We start from the raw sequence: 17537 nt of genomic DNA on the forward strand, positions 1-17537 counted from the left end.
CCAGCCGAGAGGGCCTCCACTCAACCGTCAACTCCATCCGGGGACCGGGAGCTCCACCTCCCGCACCAGGGCCCGCTCCGCGCCCGTGTCCGGCAAGCCGGCCGACTGCCGGAAGGCACCGCCCTGGCCGCGCTACAGGAAGTTGTTAGGCCAGATCATGGTGCGCCACATGTGTGCGACCGGTGAGCCATCAAAGCCCAGGCCCTGATCGGGTTGCCGGAAGTGCCGGCCGATGATGTCTTCGAACTCGGCGATGTCGATGTCGTCTTCGTTGTCGAAGGTGTACAGGTCGTTGAGGGTGACCAGACGCGCTGTCATGTACCAACGGTGTGCACGAACGTGCTCATAGGCACTGTGTATGTGTGCGGGTGGGGCGTATTGCGGGCCGAAGAAGGTCCGGTATGCCTCGGGGTAGTCGTAGCCAACCGACGGGTCGGGAAAGAAACGCAGGATCTCGTGCTGGCGGATAGCCCAGGCGACTTCCTCGGAGACGTAAGGGGCCACCAGCTGGGCGCCCCAGTGTCCATGGTGGCTGCGCAGCAGGCCGCCCACAGCGATGTCGTGGAGGAGACAGGCCAGCACCACCTCCTCGTTCAGCCCCAAGTCTCGGGCCCGGCGGGCGCTGTGCAGCATATGCCGGGCGGTGAAGGGCTCAAGGCGCAGCCGGAAGAAGTCCGCCAGAGTCGGACGCTCGGGCATCGGGGGCAGAGCAGGGTTGTCACCCATCATGAACACTTTGCCAGGACGCAGCTCAGCCAGCAGTTCCTCGCCGGTGGCGTGATGCGCGGTGCCCATCATGGCGATCGACGGCAGAACGGCCATTCGTTCCAATCCCTCCTGGCCGTGACCAGGGCGGGGCTGGGGGACAGGTTCGATGCTGGTGGTCACTGATGAAACTCTCCTGAAGTCCCCCGCTTCTCGAACACATAGGTCATGTTCTGAGTTTTGGGCGGGTCCCACTATGTCCCGGAGGACGATCGCCTCACCCCTGAAGAGCTAGGTAGTTGATACCTCACTTGAAGCGAGCCTCCTCCCCGAACACGGCAGCTGTAGATGGGTCAATGGGGCATTGTCAAGTTGAGCGCGGTGCTCCGAATCTGGGGTTTGCTGAACATCTGGGAGGGGCTGTCGTGGAGGCCGGAGCGACACCGTCGTACAAGGGGTACCGGTACCCGGCGGAGGTCATGTCCCGCTGCGTGTGGCTGCACCACCGCTTCCCGCTCTGCTTCCGCGAGGTCGATGAGCTCATGCTCGCCCGCGGCGTGATCGTCTCCCACGAAACCGTCCGGCGATCGGGTGGAGGCGGGCTTTGGCGAGGAGTTCGATGCCCGTGTAGTGGCGGGCTTCGGTCCATTCGTCGTTCTGCTCGGCCAGGACCGCGCCGACCAGGCGGATGACGGTGGTGCGGTCGGGGAAGATGCCGACCACGTCGGTGCGACGTGCGGGCACCATCCCGATGCCGGAGCAAACCCCCGGATCAGGTCGAACCCGTACACCACTTCTCTGGACGCAACCCCCTGCAGGCAGGGCGAGACCCCTGCACAAGCATGCGAACCGGCACTGTGAAGGGACTACTCGTCAAGGGTTGCCACCGATTGTCCCGCTGGTGACAGTGGCCTCTTCCGAGGTCAAGGGCTCCTCTCTTGACTGACCATCCCGGCTCACAGCACATGATGCGAAAACTGCCTCGGACACCACCCTCACCCCCGACACCTCCTCGCAGAATGAGTAATCAACGCCCAAACACCACTACCCGCCCCGTGACGCTCCCTCACATGAAGCAGCGCCGCAAAGGACCATGAGGGTGCGCACCCATGGTCGGGGTCATCCGCCTTGAGCTTCTCGATCTCCTCGTCGCTGGTGTCCTTGCCCTTCTTGTCCAACGTCTCGTACTCCGCAAGAACCCTCCCCTTGAGCGCGTCCTGCTTGAGCCAGCACCGCACGGTGGAGGCGGAGATCGCGCGGGCGACGACCTCGCGGGCCAGCTCCGGGTCGACCAGCGCGACAGCGGAACCCCGCTCTCGGCGGGCAGCTGACAGGCCAGGGCCTTGACCTGGGCGCCTGCAACGGCGTGAAGTAGGTCGGACGGCCGGAGCGCTTGCGGTCGGACCGGGCGGGCAGCCGGTGCTCGGCAAATCGGCCGCGCCAGGTGCGGACGGTGTCCAGGTGCAGCCTGGTCTCCCCGGCGATGCGGGCGTTCGAGCGATTCCGGGCCGCGTGCAGGACGACCTGGGCGCGCTGACGGAGCCGGTGCTCTGTCTTGTGACCGCCATCGTCTTGAGCCGCTTGCGCTCGGAAGCGGTCAGAGTGAGCTTGTTCAGCGGTGAGTCTCCAGGGTGAGAATGGCTCTGGCGATTGACGTCATCCGGCTCGGGTTGCAGCGGGCTTTGCGGAGGATCCGCCAGGTCTTGACCGATGCGATGGATCTCTCGACAGGCCACCGCAGACGCGAGTGCGCCCGGTTGACGCTTCTCTGTTTGACGGTGAGGTCTTTGCCCGGTCGTCGTCTGTGGGGCACGACGACGATGTCACCGGCGCCCTGGTAGCCGCGGTCGGCCAGGATCGGGATGCCCAGGCGGATACACGTAGCGATGATCCGGTGCCGTCGGGCCGCGGTCAGATCGTGGGTCCGGCCGGGCAGCGCGGGCGAGATCCACACCAGCGTGCCGTCCGGAGCGGTCACCACCTGCAGGTTCACGCCGTGCCGGCGGTGCTTTCCCCAGTAGTCCGCCCGGCCGTCGCCGGTCCGGTCGCACTCGGCGAGTGTCCCCTCCAGCAGCAGGTAGCGGGCGTCGGGGCGATCTCAGGGCCGCGGTCAGACCGGGCGCGAGCTCTGCGAGGTGGCCGATCACGGCGTGCACGTGGGCGTGTGCGGTGCCCAGGCTGATACCGAAGCCGGCCGCGAGCTGACGCAGGGTGTCGTTCTTCCGCAGGTATACCAGTGTGACCAGGGCGCGCTCGGACGCTGGCAGCTTGCACCTGCGGTCACCTTCACGGGTGACGATGAGCATCGTGACCCACTCCACCAGGGCATGCGGAACATCGAGTACGGCACGATAAGGAACCAACAGAGCCCCAAGGCTGAAGAGTTGAGCGTAGACACCTCGCTCAACAGCCCTGGGGCTCTGCCCGTTCCGCCCTCACCACACGTCACCCGATCAGTAGCCGAACTGAACAAGCTCAGTGATCGGGCAGGCGGAGGCAACGGGCAAGGCAGACATGCGGATCACGAGAAGTGGATTACGACAGGCCGCATCCTGCCCCATCCCGATCCCCGGCCCTGCGGCAGGATGTCCGCTGTGCCAACGCCCTCGGAACACACCCGGCTCCAGCTTGAGCTGTACCTGAACATGAGCGCCCATGCCGCCTGGCCGCAGCTGGCCGGCCTCCACGTCCGCCACCGGGGCCAGTTCGCCTAATGTGATGGGCCGGAAATCGCGGGCTTAAGTCTGTAGCCTGTTTTCATGTCCCGGGGTCCTCGTGCCGTCGAAGTGGTGCTGTCCGATGAGGAGCGCGCCGAGTTGCTGCGCTGGGCGGGCGGGGCAGTGGCGCCCTGTCTTGCCGAGCGGGCACGCATCGTCTTGGCATGCGCGGAGGGGAAGCCGAATACGCGTGTCGCGGCGGAGTTCAAGGTGACCGTGGAAACGGTGAGGAAGTGGCGCTCGCGGTTCGTTGACCAGCGGATGGCCGGGCTTGCGGATGAGCCGCGGCCGGGCCGGCGCAAGTTGGAGCTGGTGCTCAGTGATGACGAACGGGCTCAGCTGATGCGGTGGGCGAGGCGGGCGAAGACCGCGCAGTTCCTGGCCCTGCGGGCGAGGATCGTGCTGCGGTGCGCGGAGGGCGGGACGAACAAGCAGGTGGCGGCGGAGCTCGGGGTGCGCGAGCAGTTGGTGAGCCGCTGGCGGGCTCGGTTCGTCAAGCAGCGGCTGGACGGGCTGGTCGACGAGCCGCGGCCGGGGCGGCCGCCGTCTCTCCTGCTCGATCAGGTCGAGGACGTCATCGCCGCGACGCTGGAATCCACTCCGGGGCCAGGACACGCACTGGTCGCGGGCTTCCATGGCGGCCCGGACCGGGCTGTCGAAGTCCACCATCGGCCGGATCTGGAAACGGTTCGACCTCAAGCCGCACCTGCAGGATGCCTTCAAGCTCTCCACCGACCCGCAGTTCGTCGCGAAGGTCGTCGACGTCGTGGGCCTGTACCACAACCCGCCTGAGAAGGCGGTGGTGTTATGCGTGGACGAGAAGTCCCAGATCCAGGCCCTGGACCGCTCGCAGCCGGTACTTCCGATGATGCCGGGCATGCCCCAACGGCGCACCCACGACTACCTGCGGCACGGCATCACCAGCCTGTTCGCCGCCTTCAACATCGCCGACGGGACCGTCATCGGTGAACTGCACCGCCGCCACCGGGCCATCGAGTTCAAGACGTTCCTGGTTACGATAGACAAGGCGGTCCCCGCCGGACTCGACGTGCACCTGGCGTGTGACAACTACGCCACCCACAACACTCCCGAGATCAAGACCTGGCTCGGCAGACACCCCCGATTCCACGTCCACTTCACCCCGACCGGCTCCTCCTGGACCAACCAGGTCGTGCGACACGAAGTCGCTTGAGAAGAGTGGTAATCACCAAGGAGGTTCGGCCGATGTCGAAGGTGTAGGACCCGAGCCAGTGTGCAAGGCTCGTTCCCGCCTCAGCGTGCGTTGCGAGTAATCGCGGGGTGCGAAGCCTGAGGAAATGCCCAAGGATCCTCGTTCCATCCGGGGGTTACAGGCTGGGAAATGCCGGACGGGTGAATGCGAATGAACCCTTGATGATGCCTCGTCATGATCACTCTCGCCGATGGGTTGTTTCAGCGGGAGATAGGGACTGGCCGTTGGAAAGCGGCAGGCGCCGACTGGAGATACTTGACCGGTCGGGAGTGCACCGCCGTCCCCGGGGTGCAGAGGGCGCCCTCCCCGGCAGCATCTCTCTCATGCGGAACGTGACAACCCCGATGGAGTCCAGGCAATGCAGTTCTGGCCTGGTAAGCCAACCGCGAGGAAGGCCCAACTCTCCAGCGGATGCAGGAAGACCCAACAAGCGAATGCCGGTCGCCGAAAGGCAGCAGGAAACCGGGAACCATATGCCGACACCTCCGTCGGCGGTTCCCGCATAACTGGCCGGATAGGGGCCGATGCCTCGACCTGAAAAGGTGCTGACGTGGGTCTGGTGAGCCCGTGAAGAAACGATGACCAAAGACACCTGAACCGAAGGGCAAGTTGGACGCCGTGACGACACACGTGGCTGGGGCGGCGCAAGCCGCTGCGACCGCAGCCGGCATGGCGAACGGACCGGAGGACGAGATCACCGACTGGCCGTCGATCGACTGGCGGAAGGTCGAGGACGACGTACGGCGTCTGCGGCAACGCATCTTTACGGCATCGCAGGCAGGAGACCTGGCCAAGGTCCGGAACCTGCAGAAGTTGATGCTCCGCTCCCGCGCCAACACACTCGCGAGTGTGCGGCGGGTCACGGAGGTCAACGATGGCCGCAAGACGGCGGGCATCGACGGGAAAGTCGTCCTGCTGCCCCAGGGAAAGGCCGATTTGGCCGACTGGGTCCAGCATGACGCGGCCCCGTGGAAGCCCAAGCCCGTCAAGCGGGTGTATATAGCCAAGGCGAATGGGAAACAGCGCCCACTCGGAATTCCCGTGATCGCAGACAGATGCCTACAAGCTCTGACGCTGAATGCACTGGAGCCCGAGTGGGAGGCACGGCTGGAACCGAAGGTCTACGGATTTCGCCCCGGTCGCGGCTGCCATGACGCGATCGTTGCCATCCACACGACGGCGAGCGGCAAGAATGCTAAACGCCTGTGGGTGCTCGACGCTGACTTGAAAGCGGCATTCGACCGAATCGACCACGATCACCTGCTCGCGTCATTGGGGGACTTTCCCGCGAGGGGAATGGTTGCCGGATGGCTGAAGGCCGGTGTGGTCGAGAAAGGTTGGTTCACCCCGACGGTGGAGGGAACTCCCCAGGGCGGGGTGATCAGTCCCGCGTTGTTGAACATCGCCTTGCACGGAATGGGAAAGGCCGCTGGAGTCCGCTACCAGGCTCTCGGCAGTGATGCCACGATTCTGGCGCGCGATTCTCCGGTTCTGGTCGTCTACGCCGACGACCTTCTCGCCCTGTGTCATTCTCGGGAACAGGCCGAGCAGGTCAAGGCTCGGCTGGCCGCGTGGCTCGCGCCCCGGGGGCTGGCTTTCAATGAGGACAAGACGCGCATTGTCCACCTCGATGAGGGCTGCGACTTCCTGGGGTTCAACATCCGACGCTATCGCGGAAAGTTGCTGACCAAGCCGAGCAACGCGGCCCTGCGGCGGATCCGGGAACGGCTTGCCGCCGAAGTGCTGGCCCTGCGAGGGGCCAACGCCGACGCGGTGATCGCCAAGCTCAACCCGATCATCAAGGGCTGGGTCGCTTACTACCGGATCGGGGTGTCCAAGCGGGCGTTCAACTCGCTGGACGCCTACGTGTGGAGACTGGTCTACAAGTGGGCCAAGTTCTCCCACCCGAACAAGCCGATGCGCTGGGTGACCGCCCGGTACTTCGGCATGTTCAACCCGTTCAGGCAGGACACATGGGTATTCGGGGACCGCACCAGCGGTTTCTACCTCTACAAGTTCGCCTGGACGCCGATCGTCCGGCACCGGATGGTGCCAGGGAGAGCGTCAACCGACGATCCCGCCCTGGCCGACTTCTGGGCCAAGCGGCGCCGCCGCGGCAAACTCCCGCTGGGCAAAGGCACCTTGCATCTGCTGCAGATGCAAGACGGCCGATGCCCGCTCTGCGGAGGGCTGCTGCTGCACGCCGACCACGAGCCGCAAACCCCCGACCAGTGGGAGCAGTGGCTCAAGGTCACCCGCACCGCGATCCGCAAACACGCGATCACTACCGATGCGGGCAACGGCAAGCCGGACAAACCCGCCGCCTCACGCCTGATACACACCCACTGCCAGCGTCGGCTGGCCACTGGCCCCGGCCGGTGACCAGCACTTCTGTTCGCCCGCGAGCCCAAGGGGCTTGCTTGAGCCGGTTGCTCGGAAAGCGGGCACGGCCGGTTCTGAGGGGGGACCGCTGCAGCAATGCAGCGGTCCTACCCGACGAGCGGTGGTTCGGCCTGCTGACCGACAAACTCATCCGCCGTGGCGTCCACACCTCGGTGAAGGCGCTCGAAGACGACATCCGGGCATGGATCGTCTCGTGGAACGAGAACCCCAGGCCCTTCACTTGGACCAAGACCGCCGACGAGATCCTCAAATCCCTCGCCGACTACCTCACCATGGAGTTACGACGCTCTGTGATCACTGGGGAGACCTGTGCCTGCGCTGCCATCATGGCTGACCGAACCGCTCTGGGGCCAATTCGCTGCCTTGCTGCCCGAACGACCGGAAGACCACCCGGACCATCCGCTGGGCTGCCACCGCCAACGCATCAGCGACCGGATCATCTTCGACAAGATGCTGCAGCTGCTGCGCTTCGGCTGCTCCTACCAGGCGATCGCCGACACGACGTGCTCGGCCACAACGATCCGCAACCGCCGCAACGAGTGGATCCGGCTCGGCGTCTTCGACAGGTTCAAGCAGATCGCGCTGGAGTCTTACGACCGGATCGTGGGCCTCGTCCTGGACCAGATCGCCGTCGACGGCTCGATCACCAAGGCCCCCGGCGGCGGCGAGGTCGCCGGGCGTTCCCCCGTGGACCGCGGCAAACAGGGCCTGAAGCGCTCGGGCATGACGGATGGTTACGGCATTCCGCTGGGCCGCGTCCTGGCCGGAGCCAACCGGCATGACTCCTAAGCCCGCGATTTCCGGCGCATCACACTAAGTGTTATGTGGGTGTACTCTAGATTCATGTCGAGTACCTATCCGATCGCTGAAGCCCGCACCTGTCTAGGCGACCTCGCGCGTCGTGCCGCCCAGCACGAGCACATCACCCTCACCGACCGGGGGACACCCGCCGCCGTCCTGATCTCCCCGGCGGAGCTGGAAGACCTCGAAGACGCCCTGGCCGTCGCGCGCCTGGAGCGCGACAGGGCCCTGGGGATCACTCCGGCTCCCGTCTCGCATGCCGAGGCGCGTCTCGCACTCCTCGACGCAGCAGGCCGGAGCGGAGAGTGAGCTGGAGCGTCACGTGGGAGCCCACAGCGCTCAACGAGGCAGCCGGCCTTCTGAAGGCCGATTCCGCCGGCGTGGACGCACTGCTGCATGCCACGGACCGGCTCGCGGACGATCCGGCCCCCGAAGGCTCTCGCGCGTGGGGAAGCAGCCACCGGCGTCTGCACAGCGGCCCGTGGAGGGTCCTGTACCGCATCGACGTCCAGAACAGCACGCTGCACATTGAGCATGTAGGACACACCGGCTGAGCGGGGCTACCCGGCGATTCGAGCCAGTGGTCGGGCCGTGATGATGGATCAGCCGACCGGCTGGGCGTGGGCCGCATACCAAGCGTCCCAGATGTCGGTGCGGAGTGGGCCTGGATCAGGCACATCCATGCCCTGGTCCTTGGCCCACTGCCGTACCTGTGGCACCGGCGAGTTCGCCGCGGCTGGTGCGGGATCCGGTCGGCGGCGATGACGACGGGGCGGGAGGGCGGCTGGGGCAGCTGGCCGGGAGAGGTGGCGGTAAAGCCGCGACGTTCGAGGATCCAGTGGCGCTTGTGGTGCATGCGTTCCAGCCAGGGCATGTCAGCGTCGAGGTAGTGGTGCGCCTCGACGTGGTGGTGCGGGTGTCGGTGTGTTCGCCCCACTCGGCGTCGATCTTTGTGGTGGCCTCGGCCTCGATCAGTTCCTGCAGCAGCCTTTCGGCGACCTCGCGGACGAGTTCAAGACCATCGGCCGAACGTAGAGGTCACGCAGATTGGTGGCGGTGCAGTTTGGCGGGTTCAGTTCTCCCAGCGCAGATACCAAGTCGGCTTGGTCACTGTGCGTGCTGAGAATCCGTCGCGGGTGGCTTCCGCCTCGGTCGTACTGACGTAACGCAGCCAGTCGAGTTGCCAGCCGAGTTCTTCCTGTACTGCCCTGTCCTGATCGTCGTTGCATGCGTGAGCTGCGCGGGCGATGCCGCCCGTCGCGAAGTTCGCGGCCGCTTCAGCGTCTTTGGGGTCGCCGAAGAAGGCGGCCTTGAGCGCGTGGCCGACGGCGGTGATCACCTCAAAGGGAATGTCGATGCTCTCATCTAGATCGTCGCAGTAGCTGGCTGCTTCTTGATCGAGGGCTTCTGCCAGACGAGCGGCGGTCTCGCCAGGTATGGTCTCGCCGGATGCCCGGCCCCATGCAGCTGTGATCGCTTCCCAAACGTTGCTGCGGTACGGCCGTGCGCAGTCCATGTACAGGTCGAAGACCCGCTCGGCTACCCCTGCGACGAAGGCCGCACGCTGTTCGGGGGACATCCCGAGGATGACGGCGAATTCCGACTCTGGCAGCATGCCGACTTCTTTCTACGGCGGTTGGCCGTCTTCTTCGGGTCACCCATCCTGTGCTGGCGGCTTCGGCCTCATGGTAGGCGCGCAGGGCGGGTACTCAAGGGCGACGGTGGGGGCGTTCGTCCCAGCGATGGGTGGCCCAGGCTCGACGGATCAGGCTACGGATGGTGATGATCGTGTCCGCGAGATCGAAGAAGGCGTTGACGACGGTAGCGCGGCGTTCGTAGCAGCGGGAAAGGCGGTAGAAGGCGTTCTGCCAGGCGTGCGTACGCTCGACATGCCACCGCCGGCTCGCCTGGATCGGCGCCTTCTCACCCTTGTGCGCGATGCGTCCGCGCAGGTCGCGGGCCGCCAGTTCAGCGCGGGTCTTGTCCGAGTCGTAGCCGGCGTCCAGGTGCACCATGATGTCGTTGGGCAGCGGCCCGAGGTCGTCCAGCAGGTCCAGGGTCGGCGAGAGCAGCGGCGAGTCGTGGCGGTTCGCTCCGGCCAGGACCCGGCCGAGCGGGATCCCGTAACCATCCGTCATGCCCGAGCGTTTCAAGCTCTGTTTGCCGCGATCGACCGGTGAGCGCCCGGCGACCTCGCCGCCGCCGGGGGCCTTGGTGATGGAGCCGTCGACGGCGATCTGGTCGAGCACGAGCCCGACGATCCGGTCGTAGGACTCCAGCGTGATCTGCTTGAGTCGGCCAAAGACGCCGAGCCGGATCCATTCGTCGCGGCGGTTGCGGATGGTGGTCGCCGAGCAGGTCGTGTCGGAGATCGCCTGGTAGGAGCAGCCGAACCGCAGGAGTTGCAGCAACTTGTCGAACACGATCCGGTCGCTGATACGGCGCCGGTGGCACCCCAGCGGGTGGGACGGATCGACCGTAGGGCGCTCGGGCAGCAGCGCCGCGAATTGTTCCCAGAGCGGGTCAGTCAGCCATGATGGAAGCACGGGCACAGGTCCCCCCAGTAATCACAGAGCGTCGCAACTCCATGATCACCGGGACCTGTGCCCACCTTGTCGCTGGGGGCTCCCCACGACGTCTATCTGCGCGAGCTCGTAGTGACTCAAGCAGGCGAAGTAGGTCCTGCTGGGACAAAGCCATCGTGCACCCCCTGGGGTCGAACTGCCCGTCCACTCCGGACAGTTGCACGATGGCCTGCCAGTTGAGCAGGGAGCAGACACCGGCAGACGGTGCACCCCAGGGAGCAGAGAACCCGCGCACTCAACCGCGGAGATCCCCTACACCACTCAGCGGGACGCCATCCGGACGCGGCTACCGCCCCGCCGAATACGAGACCGCCTTCGCAGCCTGACCACCACACCAATGGTGGAACAAGCTCAGTGTGGTGTGAGTGGGGTTTGCTCTGGCGGGGTGGTGGGGGTGGGGGTTGTTTGGGGGAGGTGGCTGATGCCGTGGGTTTCGGCCTTGTCTTCTCTGGTTGTGAGGCGATGGTGGCTGGTCGTGGTGTGTTGCGGTCGGGGGGTCTGCTGAGACCTGGTTGGTTGGCTGCGTTGTCGCCGGTTGTGGTGGCGGCGTTGGTGGCTGGGGTGGTGGGGCAGGCGCCGGTGGCGTCGGCGGCTGATCCGGTGTCGGGTGTGCCGGTGATTCCGAAGGCGTTGTCTGTGTCCGCGGCGGTAGGTAAGGGAGCAGACGCGGGGTATTTGCCGTCGTCGGGGGAGGTGTTGCCGTCGGGTGTGTTTACGACGTCGGTGCCGTTGGATGTGCCGGCGGGGCGGGCGGCCATGAGTCCGCGGCTGTCGCTGCAGTATGCGTCGGGGGCCGGTCGGTCTTCGGTGGGGGTGGGGTGGTCGTTGTCGGGTGCGGGGTCGGCGATTGCCCGGTGCGCACAGTCGGTGGCGGTGGACGGCACGCACGGGGGTGTGCACTTCGATCCCAACGACCGGTTTTGTCTGAATGGTGAGCGTCTGATTCTTGTCGGGGCGGTGCAGGGCGGCACGGACAAGTACGGAGGGGACGGCTCGGAGTACCGGACGCGGAGCAACAGCTTCCGCAGGATTGTGGCGTTCGGGGGGACGACGCCGGGGATTACGGGTCCGGACCGGTTCGAGGTGACGGACAAGAAGGGGGTGACGCAGACGTTTTTGCCGCACACGGCGACCCGGTCGAGGACAGGGGTCGGTTTCGACACGGCCAACAATCCTTTGATGGATACGGATCTCGCGGTGCCGGTGCGGGTGACGTGGCTGCTGGACCATGAGACGGATGCGTCGGGGAACACGGTCTCCTACGAGTACGACAAGGACGGCAGGGCCCGCAACGAAATCCTCATCTCCAAGATCGAGTATACGAGCAACGGGGGGGTGGCGGCGAAGCGGCGGGTGGAGTTCGATTACGAGGACGATGCTGCGGGGGCCAGGTTCTCGTATACGGCGGGGGTGCGGTTTGCGCATACGAAGCGGTTGAAGACGATCCGTATGCTGGCGCCGATGCCGGATGACACGAAGCTGGCGTGGCAGTACCACCTCGCCTACACGGTGTCGTCGAGCAGGCAGAGTCTGCTGGCCTCGCTGCAGAAGTGCGGCAGCGCGGGCGGGTGTGTGAAGAAGAAGGAGTTCGGCTGGTCCAGTCAGCCGGCGGCGCCGTCGTTCACGGTGGTCGACGGGGGTTCGGTGACACTGGACACGGCGGCTGGTAATCCGCGGATGCGGGTGCTGGACCTGGACGGGGACGGCAGAAGTGATCTTCTGTATTCGCGGGGGCCGGGGAAGCCGGACCGGGTGAAGTTCGGTGTCTCGCCGGATGCGCAGAGGGATCTGACCCCGGCGCTGGGCTGGCCGGGGGAGCTGACCGATCTGGGGCGGGCGCGCGCGGTGGACGCGAACGTCGACGGGGCGGCGGAGATTTTGCTGCCGGTCTTTTCGGCGGTGACGAAGAAGTGGACGTCGCATCTGCTGAAGTGGGACAAGAAGGCCGCCCGGTTCGTTGAGGACATGATGACGCCGTTCGACCTGCCGGAGAACGCGGTGGGTAACCTGGCGGATGTGAACGGTGACGGCCGTTTGGACATGCTCAGCCCCGATGGGGCGGCATCGGACAAGGTGCCGACGGTGTCGGTGCGGATCGCGGACGGGCCGGGCACGTTCAAGCCGGCTACGGCCAGCAGTATGAAGGCCCGTTGTGATCTGGGAGTGTCGGATCTGGACGGTGACGGCCGGGCCGAGCAGCTGTCGGCGAACGTGTCGGCGGACGGCACGTGTCTGGCGTCGGTGTCGTCGCTGAGTGTCAGTGATGCGGGCGTGGCCACGGTGAGTGCGCAGTCGGTGGTCAAGTCCGGCCGCCTCTACAGCCGGGCGGCACCCCAGCAGTCTGGTTTCGAGACGTTTCCGGGGGACTTCAACGCGGACGGTCTGGAGGATGTGCTGCTGCTGCCGCCCAAGACGGACCCGGCCAAGCACATTTACGATCTGCACGGCATCCTGCTGTTCAACACTGGCCGGGGCCTTGCCGATCCGCACAGTGTGTCGATCGGGCATGACGATTCGATGGATTTGCGGGTCGCTGACGTCAACGGCGACGGCCGGGATGACATCGTCTCCTTCGACGCCGTAGCGACGCATCTTGCGGTTTCGGACGGTGACGGCACGTTCACCTCCTCCGACATTGATCTGGGCGGCGGCACTAAGGACGAGAGTGCCGGGCGGGCCACTTCGCAGCTGGCGGATGTCAACGGTGACGGCCGCACCGACGTGGTGAAGATCGATTCGGGGCGGATGCGGATCCTGCAGCAAAACGAACGCCAGGTCGACAAGTTGGTGTCGGTGCACGACGAGGGAGTGGCCTGGCAGCGGGAGAGCATCACCTACTCCAACACCTGGTCCAGCACGCCCGAGACGGCCACGTGCACGTATCCGCTGACGTGTCCGAAGAAGGGCTTCCCGGTGGTGCGCCAGCGGGTGTCGCGGGCTGGACAGGTCAACACCGCTTCTGCCGGCGCGGCCCGCGTGTGGCAGTACACCTACGCCGATCCGGTCACTGACCTGCGGGGCAACGGCTCCCTGGGGTTCGGCACGTTCCGGGTCTTCGACAAGCGGCGTGCCTCCCAGACGGAGATGGTGTTCGCGCACCGCAAGAGCGTCAGCAACGGCGCTTTCTACCCGGAGGTCGGGCGGCCTTCGCTGGTCACCACGGTGGTGGCGATCCTTACCGCCGAGCAGGCTGCCGCGAAGCCGGCCACGGCCCGCGCGCGGGTGACACGCACGTCTTCCGCCTATGAGGCCCGGCCGCAGCACGGCGGCAAGGTGATGGCTGTCTTCGACACGAGCTCGACCACCAAGGAATGGGAACAGTCCGGCGCGCAGCAAGTCGCTATCGACTGGGACGGCCAGGCGGCGGGCGCAGCGATCACCGGTGTCAGTGAGCCGGCCACGGCGCTTCGGCGCACCGACAGTGCTGCGGTGTTCGACGAGTTCGGCAACCCGACCTCGCTGTCGCGGGCCACCGATGGCGGCACCGCGCTCATCACGACGACGAAGTTCGACACCGCGGCCGAGCTGATCGAGGAGTGGCGGGTCGGTGAGGCTCTCTCGTCCAAGACGGTGAGCTTCGCGGCCGACGGCGCCACGCGGGAACGCAACGTCTCCTACCTCCACGACGAGCGCGGCCTGCTGACCAGAACGGACGTGGAGAAAAACAACACGGACGATGATGCCGACAGGGTGCGCGAGTCGACGATCACCGCCTACAACGCGCGGGGCGCGGTGACGTCGGTGACGTCCAAGACGCCGGGGCGCCCGGACCGCACCGTATACACCGCCTACGAGCCGGCGTTTCCCGGCCAGCCGAACGAGGAGATCTACCCCTCCCTGGTGTGGGTCGACTACAAGGTGGCCGCCTACCGGCCGGCGACATGGATGGTCACCCATCCCGCGTTCGGCATCACGCTGGGCAGCGAAGACGTCAACGGCCGCACCACCACAGCGAAAATTGATGATCTGGGCCGACAGGTCCACGCCGAGACCGACGGCACTGCGCCCACCGACATCACCTACGCCGGCCGCGGCGACTTGGCCGGCGGCATCAACGGCGTGAGCGTCACCACCACCACCGGACCCAAGACCAGCACCGCCTCCACCGATGTCCTGGGACGGCCGGTCGCCTCCTTCGGCAAGGACTTCGACAACGTCGGCGGGAAACTGGCCACCGCCGTCACCTACGACACGCTGGGCCGCACCGTGGCCACGTCCGCTCCCTCGCCGACCGGAGGGAAGGCAACCAGCTACTTCGAATACGACAGCCTGGACCGGATGGTGAAGTCGACCGGCCCGGACGGCAAATCCACCGTGTTCGAACCCGCCTTCGCCTCCACGACGGTCACCGACCCCACCGGCGCCACCCGGCTCGACCTCTACGACGCCGACGGCCGGCTGAAAGTCCACACCGACTACCGCACCAAGCCCGACGGCAGCGCCGAGGGCCTCAACACCGCCTACACCTACGCCCCGTTCGACCTGCTGAAGTCGATCACCGACGCCAAGGGCAACGTCACCACCATGCAGTACGACGTCCGCGGGCGCCGCACCAGGCTCAGCGAACCGGACCGCGGAGTCACCGACACCGCCTACTTCGGTAACGGCCTCATCGAGCGGGAGACCCGTGGCGACGCCCAGCACCAGAGCGTCTTCGGCTACGACGACCTGGGCCGGATGACCTCCCGCACCACCGAAGACGGCATCTCCGCGTTCGTCTACGACAGCGCCCCCCACGGCATCGGCCAGCTGGACTACGCCACCAGCCCCGAACAGATCGATAAAATCCGCACCGACTTCACCTACGACTCCTACGGCCGGCCCGCCGGCACCACATACACCGACCAGACCACCAGCCGCTCCTACACCACCTCGCAGACCTACAACGCAGACGGCACCGCCGACACGCTGACCTACCCCGAGGTCACCGGACGCGAGCCGCTCACCCTGCGCTACGGCTACAACGCAGCCGGCTACCCCAACACCGTCACCGACATCACCCCCGGCCAGGACCCGAAAACCCTGTGGACGGTCAGCAAGCGCACCCCCGACCTGCAGACGGACACCGCCCAGCTCGGCAACGGCGTCACCCTCAAGAACACCTACCAGAGCGCCGGCGGACGCCTGGACACCCTCACCGCCACCACCGGCGCGGGCACCAAGGTGATGGGCCTGGACTACGACTACGACGCGGCCGGCCGGGTCATCAAGCAGACCCGCGACGACGCCACCACCCCGCTGCGCTCGGAAACCTACGACTACAACACCGTGGGCCAGCTCACCGGCTGGAACCTCGGCCATGACGCAGGCTCACAGAGCATCGACTACAGCTACGACGCCCTGGGCGGCCTGACCAAGATCAGCCAGCCCGACGGCACTGCGGACACCCTCACCTACCCCACCGGCACCGTGCAGCCGCATACCGTCACCGGTCACGATGCCACCAGCATGGGCGGAGCCAAGGAAACCTACGGCTACGACAACCGCGGCCGGCAGACCACCGTGAAAAACGCCGCCGGCACCGTCACCCGCCAGGTCACCTACACCGCCTTCGACCTGCCCCGCACCGTCACCACCCGGGGCGTGACCACCACCTACCGCTACGACGCCTTCAACAACAAGATCATGGAAGCCACCCCCATCGGCAACACCCTCTACATCGGAGGCCTGTTCGAGCACCGCTTCCACAAAGGCAGCGGCGACAAGGACGTCTTCCACCTCGCCGGCCCCGACGGCAGCATCGGCCAGGCCGTCTTCGACGGCGTCAAGACCGACGTCCAGTACAACCTCACCGACCGCCTCGGCTCCACCGCCACCACCCTGGACACCTCAGGCAACCCCCTCCAGACCCTCTACTACGAACCCTTCGGCCGCCTCGTCACAAAGAACGGCACACCCTTCACCGGCACCACCGGCGACCTCACCCGCACCTTCACCGGCCACGAAAACACCCCCAACACCGGCCTCATCAACATGAAGGGCCGCCTCTACGACCCCAACAATCACACCTTCATCACCCCCGACCCCGTCCTGGACACCACCACCAGCCAAACCCTCAACCCCTACACCTACGTCCACAACGACCCCCTCAACAACACCGACCCCAGCGGCAAAGTCACCTGCGCCTTCACCCACCCCGGTGAATGCGACCAACCCGGCAGCGGATCCAGCGGCATCGCCGGCGCACAGTCAACCGGCGCACCCGGCGTCTACGGCGGCAAGGGCTACATCGGCAACGACTGCGGCTGCACCCCCGTCACCGGAGAAAACAGCGGCTCCAACGCCGAAGCACTCTGGAACCAGGCCAACGCAGCCGACAAAGCCGCCATCGAAGCCGCCGACAGAGCAGCAGCCAAAACCGCCAAAGCCGACGCCAAGGGAAGCACCCAAGCCGGATCAGGCGACATCCTCAACAACACCACAGCCGCCGCCGGACTCTGCACCGAAGACTGCGCCACCGACCTCCGCACCGCCGACGGAACCCCAGCCGCCTACCAGAAATACGAAGGACCCAACGGACTTAATGAAGTCTGGATCACTACCAGAGACTCCTACATCACTCAATGGATTGGAGTGCTAGTTGTGGTCGGGGGAGCGACAGCTGTTGCTGCAGTAGCCGACGCCCTCATCCCCGCAGCAGCACCCACAGTCACAGGTGCATCAGGAACCGGCACCATGTGCGCCACAGACCAAAAATGCGCCGCCCAAGTCAGCGAGATGGTCAAACCTGCTATCCCAGACACTGTGCAGGCACAAAGGGAGATAGCGATCGGCTACGCGGAAATAAAGAAGGCCATGTGGGAGGGCGCCCTCCGGGAGGCGCAGGTCAATCTCGCAAACGCCCGATCAGCTTTCGACGCCGCCGTAAGGGCTGCTGTGAGACACGAGCAGACAGCATCGCCGGATGCCTATGAAAGGCAACTCGCCCGCGATGGTTATAAAGCAGCAGTTGGCCAGGCAGCGTATTGGGTCGACGCTGCGATCAGACTTGTCAAGTCGCGAGAGCAACTGGTGCGAGAAGCAGCAGGAACACTGGGACGAGCTAGGAACGGCGGCTAATCTCGATCTTGCATGACGGTCCGCCGACGGAGTCGG

8 protein-coding genes and 7 pseudogenes are annotated in these 17537 nt (G+C 65.9%); 9 read left to right on the forward strand and 6 right to left on the reverse strand.

Features of this window, described 5'->3' with window-relative positions:
• Positions 1 to 132 precede the first annotated feature (132 nt).
• Positions 133 to 888, reverse strand: a complete 756-nt coding sequence (locus OG985_RS47070) for an HD domain-containing protein (protein ID WP_371666557.1) — start codon at positions 886 to 888, stop codon at positions 133 to 135.
• A 296-nt stretch (positions 889 to 1184) separates the two neighbouring features.
• Between OG985_RS47070 and OG985_RS47075 the strand changes: the two are divergent.
• A pseudogene (locus OG985_RS47075) lies at positions 1185 to 1298 on the forward strand (IS6 family transposase); the annotation flags it as partial.
• Here the strand turns inward: OG985_RS47075 and OG985_RS47080 are convergent.
• A pseudogene (locus OG985_RS47080) lies at positions 1246 to 1440 on the reverse strand (transposase); the annotation flags it as partial. The pseudogenes OG985_RS47075 and OG985_RS47080 sit on opposite strands and share 53 nt — an antisense overlap.
• A 374-nt stretch (positions 1441 to 1814) precedes the next feature.
• On the opposite strand from OG985_RS47080, the gene OG985_RS47085 reads away from it, so the two are divergent.
• Positions 1815 to 2036: a hypothetical protein gene (locus OG985_RS47085; RefSeq protein ID WP_371666556.1), complete on the forward strand. Its 222-nt coding sequence runs from the start codon at positions 1815 to 1817 to the stop codon at positions 2034 to 2036.
• Positions 2037 to 2139: 103 nt separating this feature from the next.
• Here the strand turns inward: OG985_RS47085 and OG985_RS47090 are convergent.
• A pseudogene (locus OG985_RS47090) lies at positions 2140 to 2223 on the reverse strand (hypothetical protein); the annotation flags it as partial.
• A 94-nt stretch (positions 2224 to 2317) separates the two neighbouring features.
• Positions 2318 to 3068: pseudogene (locus OG985_RS47095) on the reverse strand (transposase family protein).
• Between the two features lie 396 nt (positions 3069 to 3464).
• Between OG985_RS47095 and OG985_RS47100 the strand changes: the two are divergent.
• From OG985_RS47100 to OG985_RS47125, 6 genes and pseudogenes are all read left to right on the forward strand, one after another.
• Positions 3465 to 4599 (forward strand): annotated as a pseudogene (locus OG985_RS47100) (IS630 family transposase); the annotation flags it as partial.
• A 723-nt stretch (positions 4600 to 5322) separates the two neighbouring features.
• Positions 5323 to 7035: a group II intron reverse transcriptase/maturase gene (gene ltrA, locus OG985_RS47105; RefSeq protein WP_371674221.1), complete on the forward strand. Its 1713-nt coding sequence runs from the start codon at positions 5323 to 5325 to the stop codon at positions 7033 to 7035.
• 116 nt (positions 7036 to 7151) lie between these two features.
• Positions 7152 to 7322 (forward strand): annotated as a pseudogene (locus tag OG985_RS47110) (IS630 family transposase); the annotation flags it as partial.
• A 43-nt stretch (positions 7323 to 7365) separates the two neighbouring features.
• Positions 7366 to 7842, forward strand: a pseudogene (locus OG985_RS47115) (transposase); the annotation flags it as partial.
• A gap of 57 nt (positions 7843 to 7899) precedes the next feature.
• The gene (locus OG985_RS47120; protein WP_371666555.1) at positions 7900 to 8166 is read left to right on the forward strand and encodes a type II toxin-antitoxin system Phd/YefM family antitoxin; all 267 of its coding nucleotides are present in this window, start codon (positions 7900 to 7902) and stop codon (positions 8164 to 8166) included.
• Positions 8163 to 8411: a type II toxin-antitoxin system RelE/ParE family toxin gene (locus OG985_RS47125; RefSeq protein WP_371666554.1), complete on the forward strand. Its 249-nt coding sequence runs from the start codon at positions 8163 to 8165 to the stop codon at positions 8409 to 8411. Before OG985_RS47120 ends, OG985_RS47125 begins: the two co-directional genes overlap by 4 nt.
• A 518-nt stretch (positions 8412 to 8929) precedes the next feature.
• Here OG985_RS47125 and OG985_RS47130 read toward each other — a convergent pair.
• Both OG985_RS47130 and OG985_RS47135 read right to left on the reverse strand, forming a co-directional pair.
• Positions 8930 to 9472: a hypothetical protein gene (locus OG985_RS47130; RefSeq protein WP_331718632.1), complete on the reverse strand. Its 543-nt coding sequence runs from the start codon at positions 9470 to 9472 to the stop codon at positions 8930 to 8932.
• 94 nt (positions 9473 to 9566) lie between these two features.
• On the reverse strand, positions 9567 to 10409 hold the full coding sequence (locus tag OG985_RS47135) for an IS5 family transposase (protein WP_371666553.1): 843 nt from the start codon (positions 10407 to 10409) through the stop codon (positions 9567 to 9569).
• Positions 10410 to 10904: 495 nt separating this feature from the next.
• On the opposite strand from OG985_RS47135, the gene OG985_RS47140 reads away from it, so the two are divergent.
• Positions 10905 to 17501 (forward strand): FG-GAP-like repeat-containing protein, encoded by a 6597-nt coding sequence (locus OG985_RS47140; protein ID WP_371674701.1) that lies wholly within the window; start codon positions 10905 to 10907, stop codon positions 17499 to 17501.
• Positions 17502 to 17537: the final 36 nt, after the last annotated feature.

Origin of the sequence: Streptomyces sp. NBC_00289 (genome assembly GCF_041435115.1) — a bacterium.
Lineage (GTDB): Bacteria > Actinomycetota > Actinomycetes > Streptomycetales > Streptomycetaceae > Streptomyces.

Bases quoted from the DNA above. Each gene is read 5' to 3' on its own strand.
- ltrA (WP_371674221.1), top strand. From the start codon at position 5,323: ATGGCGAACGGACCGGAGGACGAGATCACCGACTGGCCGTCGATCGAC.
- OG985_RS47140 (WP_371674701.1), top strand. From the start codon at position 10,905: ATGGTGGCTGGTCGTGGTGTGTTGCGGTCGGGGGGTCTGCTGAGACCT.
- OG985_RS47120 (WP_371666555.1), top strand. From the start codon at position 7,900: ATGTCGAGTACCTATCCGATCGCTGAAGCCCGCACCTGTCTAGGCGAC.
- OG985_RS47085 (WP_371666556.1), top strand. From the start codon at position 1,815: ATGGTCGGGGTCATCCGCCTTGAGCTTCTCGATCTCCTCGTCGCTGGT.
- OG985_RS47130 (WP_331718632.1), bottom strand. From the start codon at position 9,472: ATGCTGCCAGAGTCGGAATTCGCCGTCATCCTCGGGATGTCCCCCGAA.